The organism is Burkholderia cenocepacia, from assembly GCF_900446215.1.
In the GTDB taxonomy this organism is placed as follows: domain Bacteria; phylum Pseudomonadota; class Gammaproteobacteria; order Burkholderiales; family Burkholderiaceae; genus Burkholderia; species Burkholderia cenocepacia.
The window spans coordinates 360,842-385,411 of record NZ_UAQZ01000007.1; the positions used below are offsets into that span (position 1 = coordinate 360,842).

Consider the following 24,570-nt stretch of genomic DNA (forward strand, 5'->3'; position numbering starts at 1 on the left):
CGAAAGACAGTCGCGGCGACGCGCGGCATGCGCGGCGAGGATCGTTTCGCACAACCAGGCGCTTCGCACGGGGCATGCCGTACCGGGGCCCGGCTAACGAACCATCGCGCGCCATTCGGCCGAGAATTGCCGCGCGGCGACGAAGCACGCGGTGTCGTCGCTGGGCGAGCCGATCAACTGCACGCCGACCGGCAGTTCACCCGACGCGAAGCACGGTGCGCTGACGACCGGCAGCCCCGCGAATGAAATCGGTTGCGTGAGCAGGCCGAGCGCCTTCGCGGGGGCGAGCGCGACGCCGTTGATATCGACGGTTGCGTCGGCGAAGTGCGGCGCCGCGCACGGCGTCGCAGCGGCCAGCAGGACGTCGTAGCACGCGAACAGCGCTTCGAGGCGCGTGCGCCACGCGGCACGGCAGGCGAGCGCCTCGCGATACACGGCGCCGGGGACGGCGAGGCCGATTCCGATGCGCGAGCGCAGGTGTTCGGATACGAGTGCCGCCGGCCCGTCGAGCAACCCGCTATGGGCGCGTGCCAGCTCCACATTCGAGATCACGAGCGCCGCTTCGCGCACGTTCGCAACTTCGTCGCTGCCGACAGACACCGATTCGCGCGCCCGCAGGCAGGCGGCCACGCGCCGGACGGCGCGTTGCGCATCCGCATCGGCATGTGTTTCGAAATCGCCAGTCAGCACGGCGACGCGTAGCGGCACGCCCGGATCGCGCACCGGGTTCGAGCGCGGCGCATGGGCTTCGCACAGCGTGTCGTACAGCACCGCGAGATCGTCGATATCGTTCGCGAACCCGCCGACGGTATCGAGCGATGCGGCATACGGCAGGCAGCCGGCCCGCGACAGCCGCCCGTCGCCGGGGCGGAATCCCCAGACGCCGCACAGCGCCGCCGGCGCGCGAATCGATCCGTTCGTATCGCTGCCTAGCGCGAGCGGCACGTATCCGGCGGCAACCGCGGCGGCGGAGCCGCTCGACGAGCCGCCCGTCATGCGCGTCGGGTCGGCCGGCAGGTGCACCGCGCCATAGTGTGGATTCACGCCGGTGGCGCCGCATGCGAGTTCGTCCATGTGGGTTGCGCCGATCGGGACCGCGCCGGCCGCACGCAATCGTGCGACCGTTGCCGCGTCGGCGCTGGCGGGTGGCAACGCGGCGCGCGCGGGCGATCCCGCGACCGTCGGGTAGCCCGCCACGTCGACATTCCACTTCACGAGGAACGGCACGCCTGCCAAGGGGCCCGGGTCGTCCCCGTCCCGCACGAGGCGGTCGACGCGCAGCGCGTCGCGCCGTGCCCGTTCGTCGAAAGTGCGTGCGCAGGCATTGATCGCGTCATCGCGCGCGGCGATGTCGGCGAGCACGGTTTGCACGAGCGACTCCGCGCTCACCCGCCCGCTGCGCACGCCCGCCGCCAATGCCAGCGCACTGCGCATCGAAGGCGCCGCGCTCATGAGCGCACCATGAGCCGACGCGGAATCGCCAGGATCAGCGCGGCGGCGGCGAACAGCGTGAAGGCGAGCAGCGCGACACCGAGTTCGGTGCTGCCGGTCAATCCCGTTGCATAGCCCATCAGCGTCGGCCCGAAGAATCCCGCGACGGCCGCGCCGATATTGACGAGCCCGGCGCCGCCCGCGGCCGCTTCGCCCGCGAGAATCCGCGACGGCAGGCTCCAGAACATCGCGAGCGTGCTCATGATGCCGGCCACACCCGCGGTCAGGCACGCGACCGCAAGCACGGGATGCGCGCGCATTCCGAGGCTCGCGAGCAACGCAACGCCGCCGAGCGCGACCGGCAGCGCCGTATGCCAGCGGCGCTCGCCGGTTCGCACCGAATGCTGCGCGTTCGCGACCATGGCGACCGACGCGACCAGATACGGGAAGGCGCTGACCAGCCCGATTTCGAGGTTGTTCAGCGATCCGAGCGCCTTGACCATCGTCGGCATCCAGAACACGAGCCCGTAGTTGCCGACGTTGTAGAGGAACGACGTCGCGAACAGCAGCCACAGGGTCGGCTCGCGCAGCGCAGCGCCGAGTCGGGTACGCTTGCCGGCCGCTTCCTGAGCCATTTCCGCGTGGATCATCCGTTTTTCCGTATCGGTCAGCCAGGCTGCATCGTCGATCCGTTCCGTCACGCGGGCGAGCAGATAGCCGCCAAGCACGATGGCGGGCAGGCCTTCGATCAGGAACATCCACTGCCAGCCGCGCAACCCGAAGCCGCCGTGCGTGGCGTCCATGATCCAGCCGGACAGCGGGCCGCCGACGATCACGCCGAGCGGCATCGCGAGAAACAGGAACGCCATGACCTTCGCGAGCCGGTGCGAGGGAAACCACACGCTGAAGTACGCGATCACGGCCGGAAAGAAGCTTGCTTCGGTCACGCCGAGCAGGAAGCGCAACGCATAGAAGCTCGCGGTGTCGCGGGTCGCGAGCGTGGCGACCGACACGACGCCCCACGTCAGCATCGAGCCGGCGAGACAGCGCTTCACGCCGATCCGCCGCACGAGCCAGCCGGCCGGCACCTGCAGCAGCAGGTAGCCGACGAAGAACAGGCCCGCGCCGACGCCGTAGGCCGCGTCGGTGAGATGCAGGTCGGTCACCATCTGCAGCTTCGCGAAGCCGACGTTGACACGGTCGAGATAGCCGAAGAAATAGCAGACCAGGATCAGCGGAATGATGCGTCGGCTCAGGCGCGCATAAAGTGCGTCGAGCCCGGGCGTGGCGGATTCGGCGTGCGGCCTCGAGCCGCGGTGCAAGCCGCGCGGCGTGGCGGCGCCGTTGGGATTCGTCATGGTGACTCCGTGCAGGTTGACTCGGGGCCGGTTGTCGCGATCGCGCGAGCGCGCGTCGCCGCCAGGCGATCCTGGACGTCGCGGCGCAGCGCCCGGCCGGGACGCGCGCCGGTGTGACGGCCATGTTCGAGCACGGCCCGTCCGTTGACGAAGACGTGTTTGATGCCTTCGGGGCGTAGCGTCGGGCTCGCGAACGTTGCGCGATCGATCACGCGTGCCGGATCGAACACGACGAGATCGGCGTAGTGACCGACCGCGAGCCGTCCGCGCCGTGCGATGCCGAACTGCTCGGCTGTGAGGCCCGTCATCTTGCGCACGGCGGTTTCCAGCGGGAACAGGCCGCGCTCGCGGGAGAATTCGCCGAGCACTCGCGGGAACGTGCCCCACAACCGCGGATGGGGGCGCTTGTCGTTGGGCAGTCCATCCGAGCCGACCATCGTCAGCTCGTGCCGAATGATGCGCTCGACATCCGCCTCGTCCATGACGAAGTAAATCGCGCCGGCGGGGCGTAGCGCGTCGATTGTGGCGTCCACCGAATTGCCGAACAGCGGCAGCAGTTCGTGGAAATCGCGGCCCGCGAGTTCGGGATGCGGCTTCGACCAGCCGAGAATCACGCGGGACGACTGACGGACGCGATCCGCGCGCAGCATCGTCGACGTGGCCGGATACGGATGACAGTCGAGACACAGCGGTTGCAGCTTGCGCCGCGCGTCGATATGCGCGAGCGTTTCGACCGAGCGGCCGTGGTTGGCCTTGCCGGCCACCTTGTGATGCGACAGCACGACGCGCACGTCGAGCGCGCGGCCGATCGAGAACGCTTCGTCGAGCGATGCGATGATCGCATCGGTTTCGTCGCGCAGGTGCGTCGCGAATACGCCGCCCGTCTCGCGCAGCGGCGCGCACACGTCGATCAGTTCTTCCGTCGGCGCGGCTGCCGCGGGCGGATAGAAGGTGCCCGACGAGACGCCGAACGCACCGGCCGCCATCGCTTCGCGTACGTCGGCCGCCATCGCCGCGATTTCGGCTGCGCTGGCCGCGCGGTCGAGATCGGCCATGTGCCGCACGCGCAGCGTCGAGTGGCCGATCAGGGCCGCCGTATTGACGGCGGCGGGCGTTGCGTCGAGCGCGTCGAGATAGGCGCGAAAGGACGGGAAGCGGAACGCCTGCCACGCGCCCAGCAGGTCGAGCGGCTGCGGCACCTCGCGGTTGGCGAGCAGCGGGGCGAGACTGATTCCGCAATTGCCGGCGATCACCGTGGTGACACCCTGCGCAACCTTCGGCTCGACGTCGGGATCGGTCAGCACGAATGCGTCATCGTGCGTGTGACTGTCGATGAAACCCGGCGCGACGACGAGGCCGCCCGCATCGAGCGTGTGCGAGGCCGTCGCGCCGCCCAGATCGCCGATCGCGGCGATGCGCTCGCCCGTTACGCCGAGATCGGCCTCGAAGCGTGCGGCCCCGGTGCCGTCGATCAGCTCGCCGCGACGCAGGATCACGTCGAAATGCATGGTGGTTCCTCCAGAATCCGCGCGGAGCCGGGCCGCGCCCGTTTCCGTCGTTCATGTTCGCCACCATCGTCTCCAGCCATTTTTCGCGAGTCCAATGCCGTTCGGCTCGCGATTCATGCGAAACCGGCATCAATGCGGGCGCTGTCGCGCCGCCGTGTGGCCCGCGGCGTTATGCGAACGACGCCTGCACCAGCGCAAGCAGGTCGCTCGCGAAGCTGGACATCGAGATGGCGCGATGCCGCACGATGCCGACCCGGCGCTCGATCGTCGGGCTCGCGATCGGCACCGTGCGTACCGCGGGCGAACCGTAAGCACGCAGCGCACTCTCCGGCAGGATCGCGCAACCGACCCCGGCCGCTACCAGTGCGGCAACGCACGAGATGTGCTCGACCTCATAGAACCAGCGGGTTCGCACCGCTTCCTGGCCCATCAGCATTTCGAGCAGCAGACGATTGCCGCTGTCGCGACCGCCGATGATCAGCTTGGCGTGCCGCAGTTCACCGAGCGTGACGGCGTCGGCGTGCGCCAGCGGATCGGCGTCGTGGGCCGCGAGCACGTAGCGGTCGGTGAAGAGCGGTTCGAACACGAGATCGTCGTCGTCGCCGGGATGCAGGCTCACGCCGAATTCGGCGATGCCCGCGCGCACTTGCGACAGCACGAAGTCGTGATTGCCGTCGAGGATCTGCACGGCGACGTGCGGATACTTGGCGGCGTAGCGACGCAGCACGTCGGGCAACGCCTGAGCGACGACCGTCGGGATCGACGCGAGCCGTACCTTGCCGTATCGCTTTTGCGCGATGTCCTGGATCGACGACAGCATCATCCCGAGCTGCGCGATCTGCTCGCGCGCCATCGGCAGGAACTGGCGGCCGACACCCGTCAGCGTCACGCTGCGGGTGGTGCGCTGGAACAACTCGACACCGAGCGTCTGTTCGAGTTTCTGGATGCGGCGCGACAGTCCCGGCTGGGTCAGGTTCAGCTTTTCCGCCGCGCGATGGAACGTACCGAGTTCCGCAACGGCGACGAAGGCTTCGAGTTCCGAGTTTTCGACTTTCATGGCGTTCCAGTAGTTGACCGACTCCGGCATGCCGACGTATCGCGGCAGGCCTCGCGGATATTCTCGCCGGTCTCGCTTGATGATCGCCGCAAGCGTACATGCATTGCCGGCCGGGTCGGCGACGAGTGGCCCGCGTACTGACGCACGAGCCGTCGCAGCGTTGACGAACGTCTGACGTTTGCCGCGCACCGGCATCCAATCCGCTGATCAATCCGTCGACGTCGATGATGAATCGACGTCGGCCCGCGCGTTCGGCCGCCTCCCCGGGCGGTGGCATCGAATCCGCATACTTTCCGACGTTTTCTCGGGTGTTTCCCACTGCTTGGTGATCCGAATTTTTACCTAAGATGAAGAAATCGTGCGCGTCATTCGGTGCTTGCATGCGCATGGAGGGAGGCAGGAGGCAGCGCCGGAGCGATGCCAGCGGATGTTGCCATCATGGAAGCGAAAGTGTGCGCGGCGGCTGCCTGTCTTGCGACGGCGGCGACGCCAACGGGCGCGGCGGAGATCGCCGCACGGACCACGAGCCGGCCCGGCCGGATCACTTCGCTGCGCCACGCGTTGCTCGCAATCGTTTGCGTTCTGGGGGCCGCGCCGGCCGTACTCGCCGGGGCACCGACCGATGCCGACGGCCCGCCCGACAACGCGCACATCGTCCCCGCCGCGAACCCCGTCGATCCGGGCATGTCGTCACACGACACGGCCGTGCGTCAGGTCGTGCTCGGCATCATCAGCTTCACGCGCTGGCCGACGACGCCCGTTCGTCTGCATCTGTGCGTCACCGGGCGGCCCGACTACGCACGTGGCCTGACCGACACGCTGCAGGCCGGCTCGACGTTGCTCGACGTGCAACGCGTCCGCTTCGACGATCCGTCGCTCGGCATCGCGTGCGACGTCGTTTATCTCGGCACGTTGAGCAACGACGAGCGCGCGCGGGTGAGAGCCGCATTGGCCGGCCATCCGGTGCTGACGATCGCGGAACACGATCCGTCCTGCACCGCGGGCGGCATGTTCTGTCTCAACGTCGACGGCGACCGCGTGTCGTTCGACATCAATCTCGATGCCGTCGCGCGCAGCGGCGTGCGCGTGCATCCGAATGTTCTCAATCTCGCACGACGGCCGGTGACGCCATGACACGCTCCGCGCTCCCCGTTCCCGCTTCGCGCCTGCCGCGCCCGACGCTGCAAAGCGTGTTGCGTCGTGCGCACCTGCGCCTCGCGTTCGTCGCCGTGACGATGGCCGCCGTGTCGTTGATCGTCGTCGCCGTGATCGCGCTGCGCGCGTATGCCGGCAACAACCTGAACCTGCTGGCGCGCTCGCTCGGTTACACGGTCGAGGCGGCCCTCGTGTTCGGCGACCGCGTCGCGGCGAACGAGGCGATCGGCATGATCGCCGGCGACGAGGACGTCGCGCAGGTGGTCGTCACCGACAGCAACGGGCAACTGTTCGCCACGTGGCAGTTACCGGCCCGAAACGGGGTCGCGCGGCTCGAGCGCGCCGTCGCCGATGTGGCGCTGCCGGGGCCGGTGACCGTCCCGGTGATGCATGACGGCATCATCGTCGGCCACGTCGTCGTGCGTGGCCGCGGGCATCAGTTCTTCGGATTCCTGCTCGGGGGCGTCGGCGGCATTCTCGGCTGCCTGGCCGTCAGCGTATTCGGCGCGTATGTCAGCTCGAAGCGTCTGCTGCGCAACATCGTGTCGCCGCTGCGCGCGCTGGCGGGCGTCGCGCATGCGGTGCGACGCGAGCGTGCGTTCGCGCGGCGTGTCGAGCCGGCGGCGATCGCCGAACTGAACCAGCTCGGCGACGACTTCAACGCGCTGCTCGACGAATTCGAAGACTGGCAGAACACGCTGCGCGACGAGAACGCGTCGCTCGAACACAAGGCCACGCATGATGCGCTCACCGGGTTGCCCAACCGCGTGCAGTTCGAATCGCGCCTCGCGCTTGCGCTTTGCGACGCCACATTGACCGGGCAGCGGGTCGCCGTGCTGTATCTCGACTGCGACCGCTTCAAGGAGATCAACGATTGTCTCGGCCACGACGCCGGGGATGCGGTGCTGATCGGCATCGCGTCGCGGTTGCGCACGCGGGTGCGCGAGACCGATGTCGTCGCGCGCCTGGGCGGCGACGAATTTGCGGTGATGCTGGCGGCGGTGCCTGAAGCGGGCAGCGTGTGCCGGATCGCCGACGAGATTTTGTCCGGCATGGCGCCGTCGATCGAGTTGTCCGACGGCCGCGTGGTGGCCACCATGATGAGTGCCGGCGTTGCGCTGTATCCCGATCACGCGTCGGACGCGAGCGGCTTGCTGCGCGCGGCGGATATCGCGATGTACCGCGCCAAGCGCGCGCGGCCGGGATCGTGGCAACTGGCGGAGAGCGTTGCAGGGCCGGTGTGAGGTCGATCGACTCGCGCTGCGGGCGAGGCCGCGGCGGCGGTTAAAAGAAGCGCTTGCCGGGCGGGCGCAATGGAAGGGGATGCGAAATGAACCACTCGTTTCCTGTGAGCATGGGGCGGATGTGCGTCGGGAGCGCACTGCTGCTGTGCATGCTGCTGGGGGGCTGCAAGACGCCGCCGCTTCATCGCGGGCTGACGCAGACGCAGGTCACGGCGCTGAAGTCGGCCGGATTCCAGGAGACCGGACAGGGATTCGAGTTCGGATCGACCGGGCCGATTCTGTTCGATTTCGACCGGTACAACCTCAAGCCGGACGTGCGGCGGATCGTCGAAAGGATCGGGCGGACGTTGCGGTCGGCGGGGATCAACGGGGTGCGGGTGTACGGGTACTCGGATGACGAGGGGACGGCGGCTTACGATCTCGAGTTGTCGAGACGGCGGGCTGAAGTCGTTGCCGTCGAACTGGCCGACGTCGGGCTGGATGCGAAGCGGATCGCGGTCGTGGGGCGAGGGAAGAGCGATCCGGTGGGGGACAACAAGACGCCGGTGGGGAGGGCGCAGAATCGGCGGGCCGCGATCGTGGTTTCGCCGCGGTGAGGGAAGTGCGCCGTGATGGCGATTGCACGCCTGCCGACCAGCAGGTTGCCTAGTATGTTTGTTCAAACACCGACCCGGGAATGCCTTGGTGCGGTCGGTCTGGACGGTTTCTTACCATTGTCACGCAGACACCCGAGCATCCGTTGATCGTCACGGTGTTCCGGGCGGTCCAGGTTATCGACACGCGCGCTGACACGGTTTTCATTGCAGACCGTCGTACTGCGCAGCCGTGGGGGATAGATAGCCTTCAGTCAGCTTCACTGCTGGCCCGGTTTTTCGGTTTTAGGGTCGAAAGGCAAACGTTTGCGCGAGACTTTCGCACAGTCGGGTTTTACCCTACATTATCGGGGCTTCGGGCCGGCGAGCCGGCTCATGGAACCTGAGATCACACGCAAGGAACAAGAATGAGTTTCGCTCCGAACGGGGGTATTCCCAGTGGATTGGGCGGTGGTGCGCTCGGCTCGTTGAGCGCACTCGGGGGCCTCGCGGGCCCGGTGGCGTCGAGCGTGGCCGGCAGCCTCGGGCCGCTCGCCGGGCTGGCCGGGCACGTCGACACCGTCCAGCGCGCGATGCAGCTCGCGCAGACCGGCTTCTCGCTGATGGACAAGACGCCCGGCGCGATCGCCGAAGCGATCAACGGCGCCGCCAACCCCGCGCGCCTGACCCAGCTCAACCGTTACGTGACACTCGACACGCCGCTTGGCCCGGATGTGCTGCTGGTCAGCGCGGCCGTCGTCGACGAGCACGTGAACCGGTTGCCGGAAATCCACCTCGACCTGCTGTCGCATCGCCACGACCTGCGCCCGGAGGATCTGATCGGCCAGCAGGTCAAGATCCGATTCGATCAGCAGGCGCGCCTGTCGACGCTCGAACGCGTCGTCGCGTCGGGGGCAGTCGAGGGCGACCGCTACTTCGACGGCTACGTCGCGTCGTTCGACCGGGCCGGCAATCCCGGGAACGTCACGCAATACCACCTGACGGCCGTGCCGTGGTTCTGGTTCCTCACGCGCTCGACCGACTGCCGGATCTTCCAGAACAAGACCGCGCAGGACATCCTCACCGAGATCTTCCAGGAACACGGTTTTTCCGATTTCACGTTCGACATCCGGACCAGCCAGAAGCCGCTCGAGTACGTCGTGATGTACCAGGAGAGCTACTACAACTTCTGCGCGCGGCTGATGGAGCAGGAAGGGCTCGTGTGGACGCACCGCTACGAGAAGGACAAGCACTTTCTCGTGATCGGCGACACGAACCTGCTGTTCCGCCCGATCGACGGGCTCGCCACCGTGCCGTTCGCCGCGACCGAGGCCAGCGAGGACAGCGGCATCGATCAGTTGCACGAAGGCCGGCGCTTCGGCGTCGGCAAGGTCACGTTCCGCGACTTCAATCACCAGAATCCGTCGTCGCCGCTGATGCTGGTCGAGGCCGGGCCGCAAAACCTCAAGCATGCGCGGCTCGATGCGACCGAGCGCTTCGAGCACCAGTCGCTGTACGACCATGGTGACGACGGCAACCGCTACGCCCGTTTCGCGATGGAGGCCGAGGAGGCGCAAGCCCATCGCTATACCGGCGGCGGCTACGCGTGGCGCATGACCACGGCCGGCGCCGTGACCGTCGCGAATCACCCCGTCCTCGAGAACAACCAGGAGTACGTGATCCTGCACGTGCGTCACGAGGCCGTGAACGACTATACGCAGCACAGTGCGAAGCTGCCGTACCGCAACAGCTTCTCGCTGCTGCCGAAGAAGATTCCGTACCGTGCGCCGCGCGCGACGCCGAAGCCGGTGATTCACGGCACGCAATCGGCGATCGTCGTCGGGCCGAAGGGCGAGGAAATCTATACGAACGGCAGCGCGGTGAAGGTGCATTTCCCGTGGGACCGGCGCGGCAAGAAGGACGGCTCCGATTCGATGTGGGTGCGCGTGTCGCAGCCGTGGGCGGGAGACGGCTGGGGCGCGGCCGCGATTCCGCGGATCAAGCAGGAAGTGCTGGTGGCGTTCAATCAGGGCGATCCGGATAACCCCGTGATCGTCGGCCGCGTGTTCAACGGCGAGCAGGGCAACCCGTATCACGGCGCGGCCGGCCAGACGATGGGGATCAAGAGCCAGACGCACAAGGGGCAGGGGTCGAACGAGTTGCTGATGAGCGACGTCAATGGCGCACAGATGCTCTACATGCATGCGCAGAAGGACATGCATACCGTTGTCGAGGACGCGCAGTGGACTCAAGTTCTCAAAGGCGACCGGACCGTCGAGGTTGGCAAGGGCAACCATACGACGGCCGTCGCAGTTGGCAACCTGTCGGACGTTGTCGTGCAGGGCAATACGCTGCACCAGACTCCGCAGGGTGTGCACACACTGGAAGCCAAGGAACTCTGGATCAAGATCGGCGGCGATGGCGGCACGCGGATCCATATGACAGCCGACTCGATCGACATCTATAAGGGCGATTCGGTGATCCACCTGGATGACAGCAACATCAATATTCAGGCGGCTCGGACCGACATCAACCCGAAGAACGGCTAACACCGATAAGGATAACAAAGCATGTACCAGATGCAGGAAGGCACGTTGGCGCTGCCCGTGGAGTGGCAGGACAAAACGATGAACGTATTTGTGTCGGCAGCGACTGGCACGGAGGGTGTGAGTTTCGTGATCACGCGCGAGCGGTTGCCGTGGGGCATGAAGTTCGCCGAATATGTGTCAAGCGAAATCCGGAAGGTGGCGAAGCAGGTTCCGGATTATGCCGAGGTGGCAAATGAAGACGCCACGGTTTCCGGGCGCGCCGCGCATGTGCACGAGTTTACCTGGACGAACAACCAGGCGCCCATTCACCAGCGGCTGACGATGGTGGAATACGGGCAGGTTGTCCTGATGCTCACCTTCACTGCGCCCGGTACGCTGAGTGACACACAGCGCGAACAAATCCGGGCGGTGATTCAGAGCCTTCAGTTGCGCGATCCGATCTGAGGCTGCAATGTCGGACACGCCGAGTTACGACGAACCGAGCGGCAGCGCACAGGAACGTCTCGATCAGATCGCCAAGCTGGAGGACGGTGAAGCCGCGAAAGCGGCCGAGCAGCCGTTTTACGAGCACCTCAACTATGGGATGCTTGGCGCCGATGCGGGCCTGACCGCCGTTGAGGGGACGGCCGCCGGGCTGAGTGCGGCCGGTACAGCGCTGGCGGGTGGCGCGACCGGCGGGGCGGCACTGGGTGCGGGCGCGGTTGCGGCGGGCACCGTCATGCTTCCGCTCGCGATTGCAGTCGGGGGAGCTTGGGCGCTCGACAAGGTTGGCGTGACCGGCTGGCTGTCGAAGGAGTTCACACAGGTTGGCGACGCACTGGGCCTCACCATCGGCCGAGGCGATCCACACCCCGCATGCATTGGCGATCGGATCGCGCACTCGTCAGGTTTTATGGGGATTCTCGCCGGCATTGCCGTGGGGGTTGCGATTGGCGTGGCAGTGGCGGCGACTGTGGCAACAGGTGGACTCGCCGGGGCGCTGATCGTTGGCGCTTGCATGGCCGGCGGCCTGACGCTTGGTGGTGCGCTCGCGTCGGCCAGCCAAAGTATGGGCAGCAACTGTGGCGAGATCGTCACCGGTTCGAGCAACGTATATTTTGAAGGCAAAAAGGTGGCGCGTGTCACGGACCTGGTGAAATGCGATCACCATTCCGGCGCGCCGCAGGCGCTCGTCGACGGCAGCAAAACCGTGTTCGTCAACGGGCTGCCGCTGGTGCGGATCGGCCACGAGACCCACTGCAGCGGCAAAGTCAATTCGGGGCGCAACAGTATCTGGATCGACAAGACGACCGGAAATTATGGCCCGAAGAACCCGGAGCTGTCCGCGACGCAGGAATTCCTGGCGGGCTTGATCGGCGGGATTGTAGGCGGCGGAGTTGGAAAAGTTGGCGGCAAGGGGCTGCGGGCGGTGCGCGAAAAATTCCGGCCCGAACCCACCCGATCGGCGGAGCAGAGGGGTATCAAGGACGAGAATCGACCGAAGTGCAAGGACCCGGTTGATCCGGTATCCGGAGAAATGCTGGAGATCCGTACGGATCTGGCCATTCCCGGAATCTTGCCCCTTGAGTTCAAACGACGCTATCGGACTCGATCGGACGATCATGGATTGCTCGGTCACCGCTGGTCGGACAACTGGTCGCAGCGATTGACGTTCGATGGTGGCCGCTTCGTGAGATTCCACGACGGCGCTGGCCTGGTGATCGGCTTTGACGCGCCGGATATGGCGCTCAACGGCATCAACCTTCGTGAGCCGCGTTATCGGCTGGTCGGAAGCCGACTCGAACCGCGCATCTTCGATCGTGACACGCGACAACTGCGTATTTTCGCGCCGCTCGTCGACGGGCGCTCGTCTCGCCTCGAACGGGTCGAGGACCTCGACGGCAACGCGATCGTTCTTTCCTACGATACTGCTGGCCGTTTGAGCGGCATGGTCCATAGCGATGGCTATCGGCTCGAGATTGCCTATCCTGGCCGCGACCGTCAGCTGCAACGGATCGTTCTCCATGATGCGGACGGTGGTTCCAGAACGCTTGTGGGCTACGACTACCAGAACGGCATGCTTACCCATGTGGCGAGCTTCCAGTTTGGGCAGTTCTATTACGCGTACGACGAACACGGCTGGATGACCCAATGGCGGGATACAGACCAGACCGATGTTCGATATCGGTACGACACCGCTGGTCGTGTAGTCGAAACAGGTACACGGCAGGGCTATCACACGGGCCGATTCATCTACGAAGCCGGCTGCACACGCGTGATTGACGTCGATGGCGAATGGACCTACGCCTATAACGACGAAGGCCTTGTAACGGCCGAAACTGATCCGCTCGGTCATTGCACTTACTCCGAATGGGAGCTTGGTCGTTTGATGGCCCGGATTGATCCGCTTGGCCGACGGACGGACTATCGATACGACGAGCGAGGCCAACTGACTTCGGTCGTCGAAAGCTCGGGGAGGACGGTTGACTTCGACTATGACGATGAGCAGCGCCTAACCGGGGCGCGCTTGCCGAACGGCGGCACGATCAAGCTCGAGTACGACCATCTGTCTCGGTTGATTGCACGGACCGAGCCGGACGGCAACAAAACGACCTATCGCTATGGGCCCCGTGGCGAACTGCTGCGAGTAGTTCAAGGTGATCGCGAGACACGCCTGGACTACGATGACCGGCTGCGGCTGACCGACATCGAGTTGCCAACGGGTGCGCGCTTTAGGCGCAAGATAGACGCGCTGGGCCGGCTGCTGGAGGAAACGTCGCCCGACGGGCATGTGACGCGTTACGACTATGCTGACGGCCCGGCAAATCCGCGCGGTCTGCTGAGCGCCGTTACGCGCCCCGATGGCTCGGTATCGAGGGCACGCTATAACAGCGAGAGCCTGCCCGTCGAGTGGATCGATCCGCTAGGACGTACGATCCAGCGAACCTACGGTCCATTCGATCTGCTGACGGCGTCGATCGACGCGGCCGGACATGCAACGCGTTTTGAGTACGACCATGCGACCCGGCTGACGAAGGTTATCAATGCGCTGGGAGAGACTTACACGTACCGCTACGACGCGGCCGGGCGTCTCGCGGCCGAAATTGACTGGGGAGGCCGCGCGACCGAATACGACCGCGATGCCGTCGGTCGCCTGCTGACGAAGACACTGCCCGACGGTGGCCAGTGGCGCTATACGTACGATGCATCCGACCGACTCATCGAGATCGATGCCGGCGACGTGAAGCTTGCCTACCGCTACGATGCGAGCGGCCGATTGGCGTCGGCGGAGGTCCAGGGTGAGCACACTCATGTGACGCGCTTTGCCTACGACAGGAATGGCCGCTTGATCGGCGAAGATCAGCATGGCGAACTGTTGCGGCACGTCTACGACGCCGATGGACAACGCCGTCTGCGGATGACACCTAGGCGCGAGACCACCTATGCGTACGATGTATCCGGGGCTTTGACGCAAGTCGGGCAACTGACGATCCGGCGTGATGGGTTAGGGCGCGAGATTGGCCGCGAGGCGGGAGATTTTGTCGCGCAGCAACAGTACGATGCGCTCGGCCGGATACGCCGGCAGATTGCGGGGCCTGCCGTAGCCTTCGATGCCTTGCAAGCCGATCCGGCCCGTGCGCTGGAGCAATTGACGCGGCAGGTCTATCACTACGACGCAGCCGGGCAACTGGAGCGAGTCGACACCGGCGCGGATACGCTCACCTACCAGCGCGATGAGCGCGGCCAGATCATCTGCGCAGAAAGTCTGCTGCAGCCGAGCGAGCACTTCCGCTACGACGCTGTGATGAACATTGCCGCGCACGGGCAACGGGCACCCGTGGATGCCCACCACTATCGCCGCGGAGGTCTGCCGGAACAGGTTGGCTACGCACGCTATAAATACGATGCACGTGGCCGCACGATCGAGAAGACGGTCGAACAGCCGGGGGTCAGGCCGAAAACGTGGCAATACACGTGGGACGGGCTCAATCGGCTCGTGAGGGTCGTTACGCCCGAGCGCGGTGTTTGGGCGTATCGCTACGACGCTTTCAATCGCCGGATCGAGAAGCAGCAAGTCGGTGGCCGCGAAACGGTGAAGTTCCTGTGGGACGGTCCGATGCTTGCCGAACGCTGGATCGAGCAGCGCGACGGCACGACGGGCCAAGTCGTGACCTGGCATATCGAGCCGGGCAGTTTTTTGCCGCTCGCGCAGGAGACAGACGATGGTCTCTTCCCTATCTTGACGGATCAAATAGGCCGGCCGAAGACGGTGTTCGATGAACAGGGGCGACCCGTCTGGAAAGCCGCCTATTCGTTATGGGGAAAGTTGTTGCCGGTCAAGCGACCAGCCAATGACGCGGACTGCGGCGCGACTTCAATCGATACGACTCTGCGCTTCTCCGGTCAATGGGCGGATGACGAGACGGGACTGAACTACAACCTGAACCGGTATTACGATCCAGATTCTGGACAGTACCTAAGCGCGGACCCGATCGGACTGCTTGGTGGAGCTCGGACGCAAGCGTACGTGCATGATCCCTCCCAATGGATTGATCCGTTGGGTTTGCAGGGATGCAAGCCAGCAGGAAAGAAGATCAGTATGCGAGCCTATCGCTATGAGATGCCGGAGCGATTCGACACAACGTGGGACGCGCACGAATGGAACGTTGCGGCACGGCATCGATACACCAAGAAAGGTCTGGGTGGCGTCTATGGTGCGGATTCGCCCGCGACCGCTCTTGCTGAGGTGACGCATTGGGATGTCGATCTGTCGACACGGGAATTGATCAGCAAGGACGTGACGCTTAATAATGTCTTGGATTTGACGGACCCTAGCGTGCGAAAGCAAACTGCGGCGGCAATGGATATGCCGTTCACACTTGAAGACATCACCGGGAACAACTACGAATACACTCACAAACTGGGGGACTGGGCCAGCCAGAACGGCTATGATGGAATTCTTGCGCCGTCGGCACGGAATCCCGATGGTGCCAATTTAATTTCCTTTGGAGGGTTCTGATTTGAATCAGCTAGAACAGTATTATGCAGGCGACGATAGCTGGAAGGAGTTCTCCGATCTTTTCGCGAAATATAAGGATTTGCCAGAGGTCCAGAATCTCGCCAAGGATCTAAATGGTCAACTTGATCTTGCTTATACGATCTACTGGGTTGCTGGGCCGAAGTCTGCACAGAAGTGGATAAATTCGAGTGTCCCGGCGCTCGACAATATTCGCCCCATAGATTGCACTGGAAACCCAGAGTTGATTAAGCGCTTGCGCGAATGTCTAATGCGCATGCCGTCTTAACGGCGCTGGCTTGATCGTGTATACCGATTGCTCCGGCAAGGTCACGCGGTTTGCATCGCGGTTTGCGTATGACGCACGCGGTGCGCTCACGCGGGTGACCGATGCGGCCGGGCAGGCTACCGTGTGCGAAACGGATGCGATGGGGGGCACGGGGATCGGGACGGTCGATGGTGCGCGTCTAACGTTTCGGTACGATGCGGCGGGGCGTCTCGTCGAGGTCATTGATGCGAATCAGGGCAGCACGCGCTACGAAGTCAATCCGCGGGGATTGCTCTCGTCTCGAACGGATGCGGCTGGGCGGGTCGTGCAGTTCGGCTATGACGAGGCGTACCGGTTGGCGAGCCTGACCGACGAGAACCGTGAGACTTATCGCTTTCAGTATGACCGTCGCGATCTCGTTTCCGCGCAGATTGGTCTCGATGGACACAAGCGTGCGTACGAGTACGACGTTTGCGGGCAAGGCACGATCGTGCGCGACGGGCAGATCGAGACGCGATACGAACGCGATGTGATCGGGCGGTTGACGGCGAAGCACGTCGCGCACGAACGTTGCGAATACCGGTATGACGAGGCGGGCCGGATCACATCGGCCGAGTTGTACACGCTCGCCGCGCGCGGACCATCGCTGAAGAATCGCGTCAGCCTGAAGTACGACAAGCGTGGAGAAGTCGTCGAGGAATACACGCCGACCGGCTGGCTCGCACACACCTACGACGAGCTTGGCAACCGCGTCAGCACGACGATTTCTGGCGGGCGCACGATCGATTGGCTGCATTCCGGGTCGGAGCACGCGCACCAGATTCGTTTCGACGGTGCCGCGGTTGCGGACATCGAACGGGATGATCTGCATCGCGAGGTGCTGCGGACGCAGAGCAAGCTGATGAGCCATTTCGGGTATGACGCAGTGGGGCGCCGTGCTCGACAAACCGCACAGCACGGTACGGCGGGCGGCGAGTTGCTTGCGAAGCAGTGGCACTACGCCTGCTGCAGGCGACGTGATCAGAAGCGCGATCAACGCTACGGCGCGACGAGCTATCGGTATGACCCGACGGGGCGCATCGAACAGGCGGCGGGCCGGGATTGCCGTCGGAAGTGTTTCGCTGGGATGCGGCGGCTAACCTGGTGTCGAGCGATCACCCGGGTGGCTACGTCGAGCACAACCGGCTCAAGGTATTCGAGGACAAGCGCTTCGAGTATGACGTGTATGGGCGGCGGATCTGGAAGCTCAATGGTAGTTATCCCTCAGCCCGGAGGGTGTGAGAATCTATACTGACGGTAGCGCTGCTCTGGCGCCAACGGCACAAGGAACAGGGATTGTTGAATGCCAAATGAGATTTTGAATAGTATCGATTCGGAGATATCCAAGCCGGGCTTTTTCGATTTTTTTGCTAGACTGGATTTCGATGGCCTACTTGGCAAAAGGGATGCCGCATCATTCGACGATCACTGGATGCAGGCATTTAACGAGGTCGATAGACTCACCCTCGTGGCTGACGACAAGAAATTCTTGGATTCTATTAGAGAGAAGGCATTCAAACTCTCGTTTCGAGTCTCGGGAAATTCCGACATCGCCGGAAGAGTTTCAGACGACGTCGAACTGATCGCAAAGAGCATGTTGGCAGGGAAACCGGATAGCTGGCCCGTTAGGGTTTTGTGGAGCAGCTATAAAATGGGGACTTTCCCGCTGAATGAGGATGACGGGGACGTGGAATGTGGCTGATCAACGATGCGTGTTTTGTCCCGGGCGCGCAAGGCGCGGATTGATATTGAGCCGGGCAGGCGTAATCATCACGCACATGAAAAGGCAACGCCGCGAAATGCGACCGCGCTGCGCAACGTCGCGCAGCGCGCCGGGCAGGGTAGACCGGCCGTAAGCGGCCGCTACCCCGAAATCCCACCTCACCAAGCAATATCGCAAGACGACCGCGACGTCCTCGCACCACCGGTAGCCGTGCACTTCGTCCCCGATCCATTGTCATAAAACGTCCGCGTCTCTGGCTGCGGCACCGACGGATCGAACGGATTCGGCGCCCCGTGAGGACCACGCGGCGCATCGTACGGCCGCTGCGGCGCATACGAGCCGCCACGACCAGCAGGCCGAGAACCGTTCGCGCGCAGGTATTCATGCCAGTTTTGCTCGCGCTGCTCATACCCGGGCACTGCGCGACCCAGACTATCGTTCCCGCCCGCGCCGAGCGCGACGCGGTTCGGCGGCAAGACGAAATCGGGTTCACGCCCGGAAGAAGCGGGCAGCGGCGCCACCAGCGCATCACTCGTTACCCGCAATGGCCGCGTATCCGGCGTATCGAACGGGCTACGTTCGGCAGGCGCGGCGAACTGTACGCGTGGGCGGCTCATCCTCACCGCGCGCCCGTCATCCCGAGCAGCCGCACGCCGCTCCGAGCGAAACACATTGGCACCGGCCGACCGATCGGTCAGCGTATCGCGTCCCGAAACATGGGCAGCAGAAACAGAAAGCGCGCACGCGATCGCGGCGGCGGAAGAGAGGCGGACTGGGCAATTCATGGGCGATCCGAAGCAGGTGATGTGCATTGAACAAAAACGGCAGATCACTGGCTGGCGGCTGAGCGACGAGGGGGCGTCGAAGCGGCCCTGAAGCGACTGCGAGGCGCGGCGAACGCGACTTGCAGGGAGGCTGGCTGGATTGCAGAAGCGAGCTCGTATTATTTCATGAAAATATCAAAAAGCTTTCATATTGTTTAGTTTTTCAGATAAACAGTAATATTTGCCGCCTCACTGAGCGCCCCGTCCTGGTGCGTGCCAACACAATCATCAGTCGATTGATCCCCAGCGACCAGGGCCCTTGGCAACCTAAAAAATGCATCACCGGGAAATCCCCGTCGCCGAACGCCAAGCCCAGAAAGGAACCCGCTCCCACCTTCTTGCCAAAATAGCAACCCGATTGCACCCGAAGCAAACGTTGTCGCCGCGTCGCGGTTGCGCCCCCATCGCCACCCACCCATCTCAAAAACGTACGTGTTTTCCCTCAATCGACAGGCATTTTTGACAGACGATTGAAAAACGCCCATATAATTTCGACTGCCTTGCCAATGGCTGTCGGACCATCCCTCCGAACGAGCGATTTGGCAAGCGGGGCAGGCGAAACGCTTGCGCAATGCAAGACGCATCACGATGTCTTTCCGAACCAGACGTCCCCTTCGGGGACTGCAAGAGCCGGGCCCCGCTACGCAACATTCCGCCGGAGTTCCGTCTTCTATGTGTCTCGGGCGTGTCCCAGTCCTCGCCCCGGGTGCTGTTCGATTGCGCAAGTCATGCCGCCTTTGCCCGTATGACTAAACAACATCGAGGAGCTCCCAGATGACGCTGTCCCGTCTTACGTCCATTTCCGTCGCCGCCGTGCTGTTCGCCGCCGGCGCCGCCGCCGCGCAAGCGGAAACCGTGAAGATCGCCATCGCTGGTCCGATGAGCGGCTCGGTCGCCCAATACGGCGACATGGTGAAGGCCGGCGCGCTGACCGCGATCGAACAGATCAACGCGGCAGGCGGTGCGGGCGGCAACAAGTTCGAAGTGGTGATGATGGACGACGCGTGCGAACCGAAGCAGGCCGTCGCCGTTGCCAACAAGATCGTCAGCCAGAAGATCAAGTACGTGATCGGTCACGTGTGCTCGGGTTCGACGATTCCCGCGTCGGACATCTACGAGAACGAAGGCATCGTGATGGTCACGCCGTCGGCCACCGCGCCGCAACTGACGGAAGGCAAGAAGCGCCACTTCATTTTCCGCACGATCGGCCGTGACGACCAGCAAGGCCCGGCCGCCGCGCACTACATCATCAACAACGTGAAGCCGAAGAAGGTCGCGGTCCTGCACGACAAGCAGTCGTACGGCCAGGGCATCGCGTCGTCGGTGAAGAAGGACCTCGAAGCCGCGAAGATCCCGGTCGTGCTGTTCGAAGGCATCAACGCCGGCGATTCGGACTACTCGGCGATCATCACGAAGCTGAAGTCGCAAGGCGTCGATTTCGTCTACTTCGGCGGCTACCACCCGGAAATGGGCCTGCTGATGCGCCAGGCGCGCGAGCAGGGCGTGAAGGCGACGTTCATGGGGCCTGAAGGCGTGGGCAACAAGGACGTGACGGCGATCGCCGGCCCGGCTTCGGAAGGCATGCTCGTGACGCTGCCGGCCGACTTCTCGGCCGATCCGGCCAACGCGGCGCTCGTGAAGGCGTTCGCGGACAAGAAGCGCGACCCGAACGGTCCGTTCCAGATGCCGTCGTACGCCGCGGTGAAGATCATCGCCGACTCGATCGCGGGCGCGAAGACGACCGACCCGACGAAGGTCGCCGCGTACATGCACAAGACGACGTTCGACACGCCGATCGGCAAGGTCGCGTATGACGCACAGGGCGACCTGAAGGCGTTCAAGTTCGTCGTGTACACGTGGCACAAGGACGCGACGAAGACCGCCGCCAAGTAACAACGGAGTACCCGCCCGCGCACCCGCCCTGTCCGAAACCCGGACGGGGCGGGTGCGTATTGGCCGCGCATCTGCCCCATGCGCGCCAGCGGGCGGCCCGAGACGACACCGTGCGTTGCGCGCGGCCGAGCGCCGTGATCCGGCGACGGCATGCGACCCAGCGCCAACGGGAGCTTCCCGCACATGACTGACTTCTTTCCTCAATTCGCCCAGCAGCTGGTCAACGGCCTGACGCTGGGTGCGATCTATGCGTTGATCGCCATCGGCTATTCGATGGTCTACGGCATCATCGGCATGATCAACTTCGCCCACGGCGAGATCTACATGATCGGCGCGTACGTGGGCCTCGTGACCCTGACGGCCATCGGCATCTCCGCCGGCTACCCGCTGCCGCTCGTGCTCGGCGCCGCGCTGATCGTGTCGGTGATCGTCACCGGCCTGTACGGCTTCGCGGTCGAGCGCGTCGCGTATCGCCCGCTGCGCGGCGGCCCGCGCCTCGTGCCGCTGATCTCCGCGATCGGCATGTCGATCTTCCTGCAGAACTACGTGCAGATCGGCCAGGGCGCGCGCGACGTGTCGGTGCCCGTGCTGATCTCCGGCGCATTCGACATCCATCTCGGCGGCGACTACGACGTGACGATTCCGTATGCGCGTCTGCTGATCGTCTGCGTGACGATCGTGCTGATGATCGCGCTCACGCTGTTCATCTCGCATTCGCGGATGGGGCGTGCGTGCCGTGCGTGCGCGGAAGACATGAAGATGGCGAACCTGCTCGGCATCGACACGAACCGCGTGATCTCGTTCACGTTCGTGCTCGGCGCGATGCTGGCGGCCGTCGGCGGCGTGCTGATCGGGCTGACGATCGGCAAGCTGAATCCGTATATCGGCTTCGTCGCGGGCATCAAGGCGTTCACCGCCGCGGTGCTCGGCGGGATCGGCAGCATTCCGGGCGCGATGCTCGGCGGCGTGCTGCTGGGCCTCGCCGAAACCTTCGCCGCGGGCTACATGCCGGCCGAGTACAAGGACGTGGTCGCGTTCGGCCTGCTCGTGCTGATCCTGCTCTTCCGCCCGACCGGCCTGCTCGGCAAGTCGGACATCGAAAAGGTTTGAGGGAGACGCAGATGAGTCAAGTCATTTCCGTTCGCCGCCCGGCCGCCGACGCGTCGTTCGGCCAGGCGCTGAAGAACGCCGTGGCCGCCGCGATCCTGACGGCGATCCTCACGATTCCGGTGCTCGGGCTGCAACTGAAGCTCGACGGCTATCAGGTGGTGCTGACGCCGCACTGGCGCCCGGTGTGGATCGCGGTCGCGGCCGTGTTCCTGTTCCAGTTGTTCAAGCCGTGGCTGATGCGCGCGAAAGCGGTCGTGAAGCTGCCGGCGGCGCCGACGATGGGCGCGCGGCAGCAGCGCGTGATCATCTGGGTGCTGCTCGCGGTCGGCCTCGTGTGGCCGTTCTTCGGCTCGCGCGGCGCGGTGGACGTCGCGACGCTCGCGCTGATCTACGTGATCCTCGGCCTCGGGCTGAACATCGTGGTCGGTTTCGCGGGGCTGCTGGATCTCGGCTACGTCGGGTTCTACGCGGTCGGCGGCTATACGTACGCGATGCTGAACCAGTATTTCGGGCTGTCGTTCTGGGAATGCCTGCCGATCGCGGCGATCGCCGCGGCGACGTTCGGCTTCCTGCTCGGCTTCCCGGTGCTGCGGTTGCGCGGCGACTATCTGGCGATCGTCACGCTCGGCTTCGGCGAAATCATCCGCCTGCTCGCGAACAACCTGACGAGCCTCACCGGCGGCCCGGACGGCATCTCGAGCATTCCGAAGCCCACGGTGTTCGGCTTCGAGATGGCGCGCTCGGCGAGCGTCGAAGGCGCGAAGACCTTCCATGAACTGATCGGGCTGGAATACAGCGGCGAGCACATGGTGATCTTCCTGTACCTGATCGCGCTGCTGCTGGTGGGCTTCACGCTGTTCGTGACGAGCCGCCTGATCCGCATGCCGATGGGCCGTGCGTGGGAAGCGCTGCGCGACGACGAGATCGCGTGCCGTTCGCTGGGTCTCAACCCGACGCGCATCAAGCTGTCGGCGTTCACGCTCGGCGCGGCGTTCGCGGGGATCGGCGGCGCGTTCTTCGCGGCGCGTCAGGGCCTCGTGAATCCCGAATCGTTCACCTTCATCGAATCGGCGCTGATCCTCGCGATCGTCGTGCTCGGCGGGATGGGCTCGCAGCTCGGCGTGATTCTCGCGGCGATCCTGCTGACCGTGCTGCCGGAAGTCGCGCGCGGGTTCGCCGAGTACCGGATGCTGATCTTCGGTCTCGTGATGGTATTGATGATGATGTGGCGTCCGCAGGGCCTGTTGCCCGCGAGCCGTCCCCACGTGGAGCTGCCGCAATGAGCGCGAATGCAGAACTGTTGAAGGTGGCCGGGCTGCAGATGCGCTTCGGCGGGTTGCTCGCGGTGGACGGCATCGATTTCGACGTGCGCCGCGACGAGGTGTTCGCGATCATCGGGCCGAACGGCGCGGGCAAGACCACGGTGTTCAACTGCGTCGGCGGCTTCTACAAGCCGACCGGCGGCGACGTGGTGCTCGACGGCCACGCGATTGGCGGGCTGCCGAGCCACAAGATCGCGTTGAAGGGGCTGGTGCGGACGTTCCAGAACATCCGGCTGTTCAAGTCGCTGACCGTCGTCGAGAACCTGCTCGTCGCGCAGCATCGCAAGGTGAAGGCCGGGCTGCTGCACGGCCTGTTCGCGACGCCCGCGTATCGTCATGCCGAGCAGGCAGCGCTCGAACGCGCGGCCGTCTGGCTCGACCGGATGGGGCTGACGTCGGTCGCCAACCGGCCGGCCGGCACGCTGTCGTACGGGCACCAGCGGCGTCTGGAGATCGCGCGCTGCATGATCACCGAGCCGCGCCTGCTGATGCTCGACGAGCCGGCGGCGGGCCTCAACCCGCAGGAAAAGATCGAGCTGCAGCACCTGATCGACAAGCTGCGCCGTGAATTCGGCGTGTCGGTGCTGCTGATCGAACACGACATGAGCCTCGTGATGGGCGTGTCCGACCGCATCCTCGTGATGGAGCACGGCCGGCCGATCGTGATCGGCACGCCGGAAGCGGTCCGCAACGACCCGCGCGTGATCAAGGCGTATCTGGGGGAAGAGTGATGCTGAAGCTGGAACAGGTCCATACGCACTACGGCGCGGTCGAAGCGCTCGCGGGCGTGTCGATCGAAGTGAACAAGGGCGAGATCGTCACGCTGATCGGCAGCAACGGCGCCGGCAAGACGACGCTGATGATGACCGTGTGCGGCACGCCGCGCGCGTCGTCGGGCCGCGTGCTGTTCGAGGGCAACGACATCACCGCGATGTCGACGCACCAGATCATGCGGCAGGGAATGGCGATTTCTCCGGAAGGGCGGCGCGTGTTCCCGAGCCTGACGGTGCTCGAGAACCTGAAGATGGGCGGCTTCTTCGCGAGCCGTCACGAGATCGACGACGGCATCGAGCACGTGTTCAAGCTGTTTCCGCGCCTGAAGGAACGCGCGGCGCAGCGGGCCGGCACGATGTCGGGCGGCGAGCAGCAGATGCTGGCGATCGGCCGCGCGCTGATGAGCAAGCCGCGTTTGCTGCTGCTCGACGAGCCGACGCTCGGCCTCGCGCCGCTCGTGATCGCGCAGATCTTCGACATCATCCGCACGATCCGCGACGAAGGCGTCACGGTGTTCCTCGTCGAGCAGAATGCGAACAAGGCGCTCGGTGTGGCCGACCGCGGCTACGTGCTCGAAACGGGGCGCGTGGTGCTGGCCGACACGGGCGCGAACCTGCTCGCGAACGACCGCATCAAGCAGGCGTATCTCGGCGGTTGACGAGAGAAAGCCCGCCGGCCTGCAACGGGCCGGCGGCAGTTTTTCCGGCGGTTCACTTCTGCTTGCAAGGCCGGGTTCCCGGCCTTGTC

The 24,570-nt window shown here is 64.6% G+C and carries 18 protein-coding genes; 13 read left to right on the forward strand and 5 right to left on the reverse strand.

Annotation, left to right across the window (positions count from 1 at the left end; all coding sequences use genetic code 11):
- Positions 1-93: 93 nt before the first annotated feature.
- The 4 genes from DTA15_RS15630 to DTA15_RS15645 form a co-directional block, all read right to left on the reverse strand.
- Positions 94-1,434 (reverse strand): amidase family protein, encoded by a 1,341-nt coding sequence (locus tag DTA15_RS15630; protein ID WP_006484737.1) that lies wholly within the window; start codon positions 1,432-1,434, stop codon positions 94-96.
- Between the two features lie 14 nt (positions 1,435-1,448).
- A complete protein-coding gene (locus DTA15_RS15635) occupies positions 1,449-2,789 on the reverse strand; it encodes an MFS transporter (protein WP_006484710.1) in 1,341 nt (446 codons plus the stop codon).
- A complete protein-coding gene (locus DTA15_RS15640; protein WP_006484727.1) occupies positions 2,786-4,297 on the reverse strand; it encodes an N-acyl-D-amino-acid deacylase family protein in 1,512 nt (503 codons plus the stop codon). The genes DTA15_RS15635 and DTA15_RS15640 overlap by 4 nt, the downstream gene beginning before the upstream one ends.
- Before the next feature lie 169 nt (positions 4,298-4,466).
- Positions 4,467-5,354 (reverse strand): LysR family transcriptional regulator, encoded by an 888-nt coding sequence (locus DTA15_RS15645; RefSeq protein WP_012493516.1) that lies wholly within the window; start codon positions 5,352-5,354, stop codon positions 4,467-4,469.
- A 438-nt stretch (positions 5,355-5,792) separates the two neighbouring features.
- On the opposite strand from DTA15_RS15645, the gene yfiR reads away from it, so the two are divergent.
- From yfiR to DTA15_RS15690, 8 genes are all read left to right on the forward strand, one after another.
- Positions 5,793-6,488: a regulatory sequestration protein YfiR gene (gene yfiR / locus DTA15_RS15650; protein ID WP_006484729.1), complete on the forward strand. Its 696-nt coding sequence runs from the start codon at positions 5,793-5,795 to the stop codon at positions 6,486-6,488.
- Positions 6,485-7,753 carry a diguanylate cyclase DgcN/YfiN gene (gene dgcN, locus DTA15_RS15655; RefSeq protein ID WP_006484728.1) on the forward strand — a complete coding sequence of 423 codons (1,269 nt, stop codon included), beginning with the start codon at positions 6,485-6,487 and terminating at the stop codon, positions 7,751-7,753. Before yfiR ends, dgcN begins: the two co-directional genes overlap by 4 nt.
- A gap of 86 nt (positions 7,754-7,839) precedes the next feature.
- Positions 7,840-8,349 carry an outer membrane lipoprotein YfiB gene (gene yfiB / locus DTA15_RS15660; RefSeq protein ID WP_012493515.1) on the forward strand — a complete coding sequence of 170 codons (510 nt, stop codon included), beginning with the start codon at positions 7,840-7,842 and terminating at the stop codon, positions 8,347-8,349.
- Positions 8,350-8,753: 404 nt separating this feature from the next.
- Entirely contained in the window at positions 8,754-10,874 is a 2,121-nt protein-coding gene (locus DTA15_RS15665; protein WP_012493514.1) for a type VI secretion system Vgr family protein, read from the forward strand.
- Positions 10,875-10,895: 21 nt separating this feature from the next.
- On the forward strand, positions 10,896-11,318 hold the full coding sequence (locus tag DTA15_RS15670) for a DcrB-related protein (protein WP_006484761.1): 423 nt from the start codon (positions 10,896-10,898) through the stop codon (positions 11,316-11,318).
- 7 nt (positions 11,319-11,325) lie between these two features.
- Positions 11,326-15,873, forward strand: coding sequence for a DUF6531 domain-containing protein (locus DTA15_RS15675; protein WP_006484765.1), 4,548 nt, complete (start codon positions 11,326-11,328; stop codon positions 15,871-15,873).
- Positions 15,874-16,175: 302 nt separating this feature from the next.
- Positions 16,176-17,432 (forward strand): RHS repeat domain-containing protein, encoded by a 1,257-nt coding sequence (locus DTA15_RS15685; RefSeq protein ID WP_227743194.1) that lies wholly within the window; start codon positions 16,176-16,178, stop codon positions 17,430-17,432.
- Positions 17,433-17,480: 48 nt separating this feature from the next.
- On the forward strand, positions 17,481-17,879 hold the full coding sequence (locus DTA15_RS15690) for an immunity protein PIM1 family protein (RefSeq protein WP_012493513.1): 399 nt from the start codon (positions 17,481-17,483) through the stop codon (positions 17,877-17,879).
- A gap of 179 nt (positions 17,880-18,058) precedes the next feature.
- On the opposite strand, the gene DTA15_RS15695 is transcribed toward DTA15_RS15690, so the two are convergent.
- Positions 18,059-18,712: a hypothetical protein gene (locus DTA15_RS15695; RefSeq protein ID WP_077180933.1), complete on the reverse strand. Its 654-nt coding sequence runs from the start codon at positions 18,710-18,712 to the stop codon at positions 18,059-18,061.
- Positions 18,713-19,498: 786 nt separating this feature from the next.
- Here DTA15_RS15695 and DTA15_RS15700 point away from each other — a divergent pair.
- From DTA15_RS15700 to DTA15_RS15720, 5 genes are all read left to right on the forward strand, one after another.
- A complete protein-coding gene (locus DTA15_RS15700; protein ID WP_006484706.1) occupies positions 19,499-20,617 on the forward strand; it encodes a branched-chain amino acid ABC transporter substrate-binding protein in 1,119 nt (372 codons plus the stop codon).
- Positions 20,618-20,800: 183 nt separating this feature from the next.
- Positions 20,801-21,727 (forward strand): high-affinity branched-chain amino acid ABC transporter permease LivH, encoded by a 927-nt coding sequence (gene livH, locus DTA15_RS15705; protein WP_006484734.1) that lies wholly within the window; start codon positions 20,801-20,803, stop codon positions 21,725-21,727.
- An 11-nt stretch (positions 21,728-21,738) separates the two neighbouring features.
- Complete coding sequence (locus DTA15_RS15710) at positions 21,739-23,010, forward strand: high-affinity branched-chain amino acid ABC transporter permease LivM (RefSeq protein WP_006484731.1); 1,272 nt, start codon at positions 21,739-21,741, stop codon at positions 23,008-23,010.
- Positions 23,007-23,780 carry a high-affinity branched-chain amino acid ABC transporter ATP-binding protein LivG gene (gene livG, locus DTA15_RS15715; RefSeq protein WP_006484760.1) on the forward strand — a complete coding sequence of 258 codons (774 nt, stop codon included), beginning with the start codon at positions 23,007-23,009 and terminating at the stop codon, positions 23,778-23,780. The genes DTA15_RS15710 and livG overlap by 4 nt, the downstream gene beginning before the upstream one ends.
- A complete protein-coding gene (locus tag DTA15_RS15720) occupies positions 23,780-24,481 on the forward strand; it encodes an ABC transporter ATP-binding protein (protein WP_006484776.1) in 702 nt (233 codons plus the stop codon). The genes livG and DTA15_RS15720 overlap by 1 nt, the downstream gene beginning before the upstream one ends.
- Positions 24,482-24,570 lie beyond the last annotated feature (89 nt).

Excerpts from the sequence above, each read along its gene's own strand:
- DTA15_RS15630 (WP_006484737.1), bottom strand. The coding sequence starts at position 1,434 with ATGCGCAGTGCGCTGGCATTGGCGGCGGGCGTGCGCAGCGGGCGGGTG.
- DTA15_RS15635 (WP_006484710.1), bottom strand. The coding sequence starts at position 2,789 with ATGACGAATCCCAACGGCGCCGCCACGCCGCGCGGCTTGCACCGCGGC.
- DTA15_RS15640 (WP_006484727.1), bottom strand. The coding sequence starts at position 4,297 with ATGCATTTCGACGTGATCCTGCGTCGCGGCGAGCTGATCGACGGCACC.
- DTA15_RS15645 (WP_012493516.1), bottom strand. The coding sequence starts at position 5,354 with ATGAAAGTCGAAAACTCGGAACTCGAAGCCTTCGTCGCCGTTGCGGAA.
- yfiR (WP_006484729.1), top strand. The coding sequence starts at position 5,793 with ATGGAAGCGAAAGTGTGCGCGGCGGCTGCCTGTCTTGCGACGGCGGCG.
- dgcN (WP_006484728.1), top strand. The coding sequence starts at position 6,485 with ATGACACGCTCCGCGCTCCCCGTTCCCGCTTCGCGCCTGCCGCGCCCG.
- yfiB (WP_012493515.1), top strand. The coding sequence starts at position 7,840 with ATGAACCACTCGTTTCCTGTGAGCATGGGGCGGATGTGCGTCGGGAGC.
- DTA15_RS15665 (WP_012493514.1), top strand. The coding sequence starts at position 8,754 with ATGAGTTTCGCTCCGAACGGGGGTATTCCCAGTGGATTGGGCGGTGGT.
- DTA15_RS15670 (WP_006484761.1), top strand. The coding sequence starts at position 10,896 with ATGTACCAGATGCAGGAAGGCACGTTGGCGCTGCCCGTGGAGTGGCAG.
- DTA15_RS15675 (WP_006484765.1), top strand. The coding sequence starts at position 11,326 with ATGTCGGACACGCCGAGTTACGACGAACCGAGCGGCAGCGCACAGGAA.
- DTA15_RS15690 (WP_012493513.1), top strand. The coding sequence starts at position 17,481 with ATGCCAAATGAGATTTTGAATAGTATCGATTCGGAGATATCCAAGCCG.
- DTA15_RS15695 (WP_077180933.1), bottom strand. The coding sequence starts at position 18,712 with ATGCACATCACCTGCTTCGGATCGCCCATGAATTGCCCAGTCCGCCTC.
- DTA15_RS15700 (WP_006484706.1), top strand. The coding sequence starts at position 19,499 with ATGACGCTGTCCCGTCTTACGTCCATTTCCGTCGCCGCCGTGCTGTTC.
- livH (WP_006484734.1), top strand. The coding sequence starts at position 20,801 with ATGACTGACTTCTTTCCTCAATTCGCCCAGCAGCTGGTCAACGGCCTG.
- DTA15_RS15710 (WP_006484731.1), top strand. The coding sequence starts at position 21,739 with ATGAGTCAAGTCATTTCCGTTCGCCGCCCGGCCGCCGACGCGTCGTTC.
- livG (WP_006484760.1), top strand. The coding sequence starts at position 23,007 with ATGAGCGCGAATGCAGAACTGTTGAAGGTGGCCGGGCTGCAGATGCGC.
- DTA15_RS15720 (WP_006484776.1), top strand. The coding sequence starts at position 23,780 with ATGCTGAAGCTGGAACAGGTCCATACGCACTACGGCGCGGTCGAAGCG.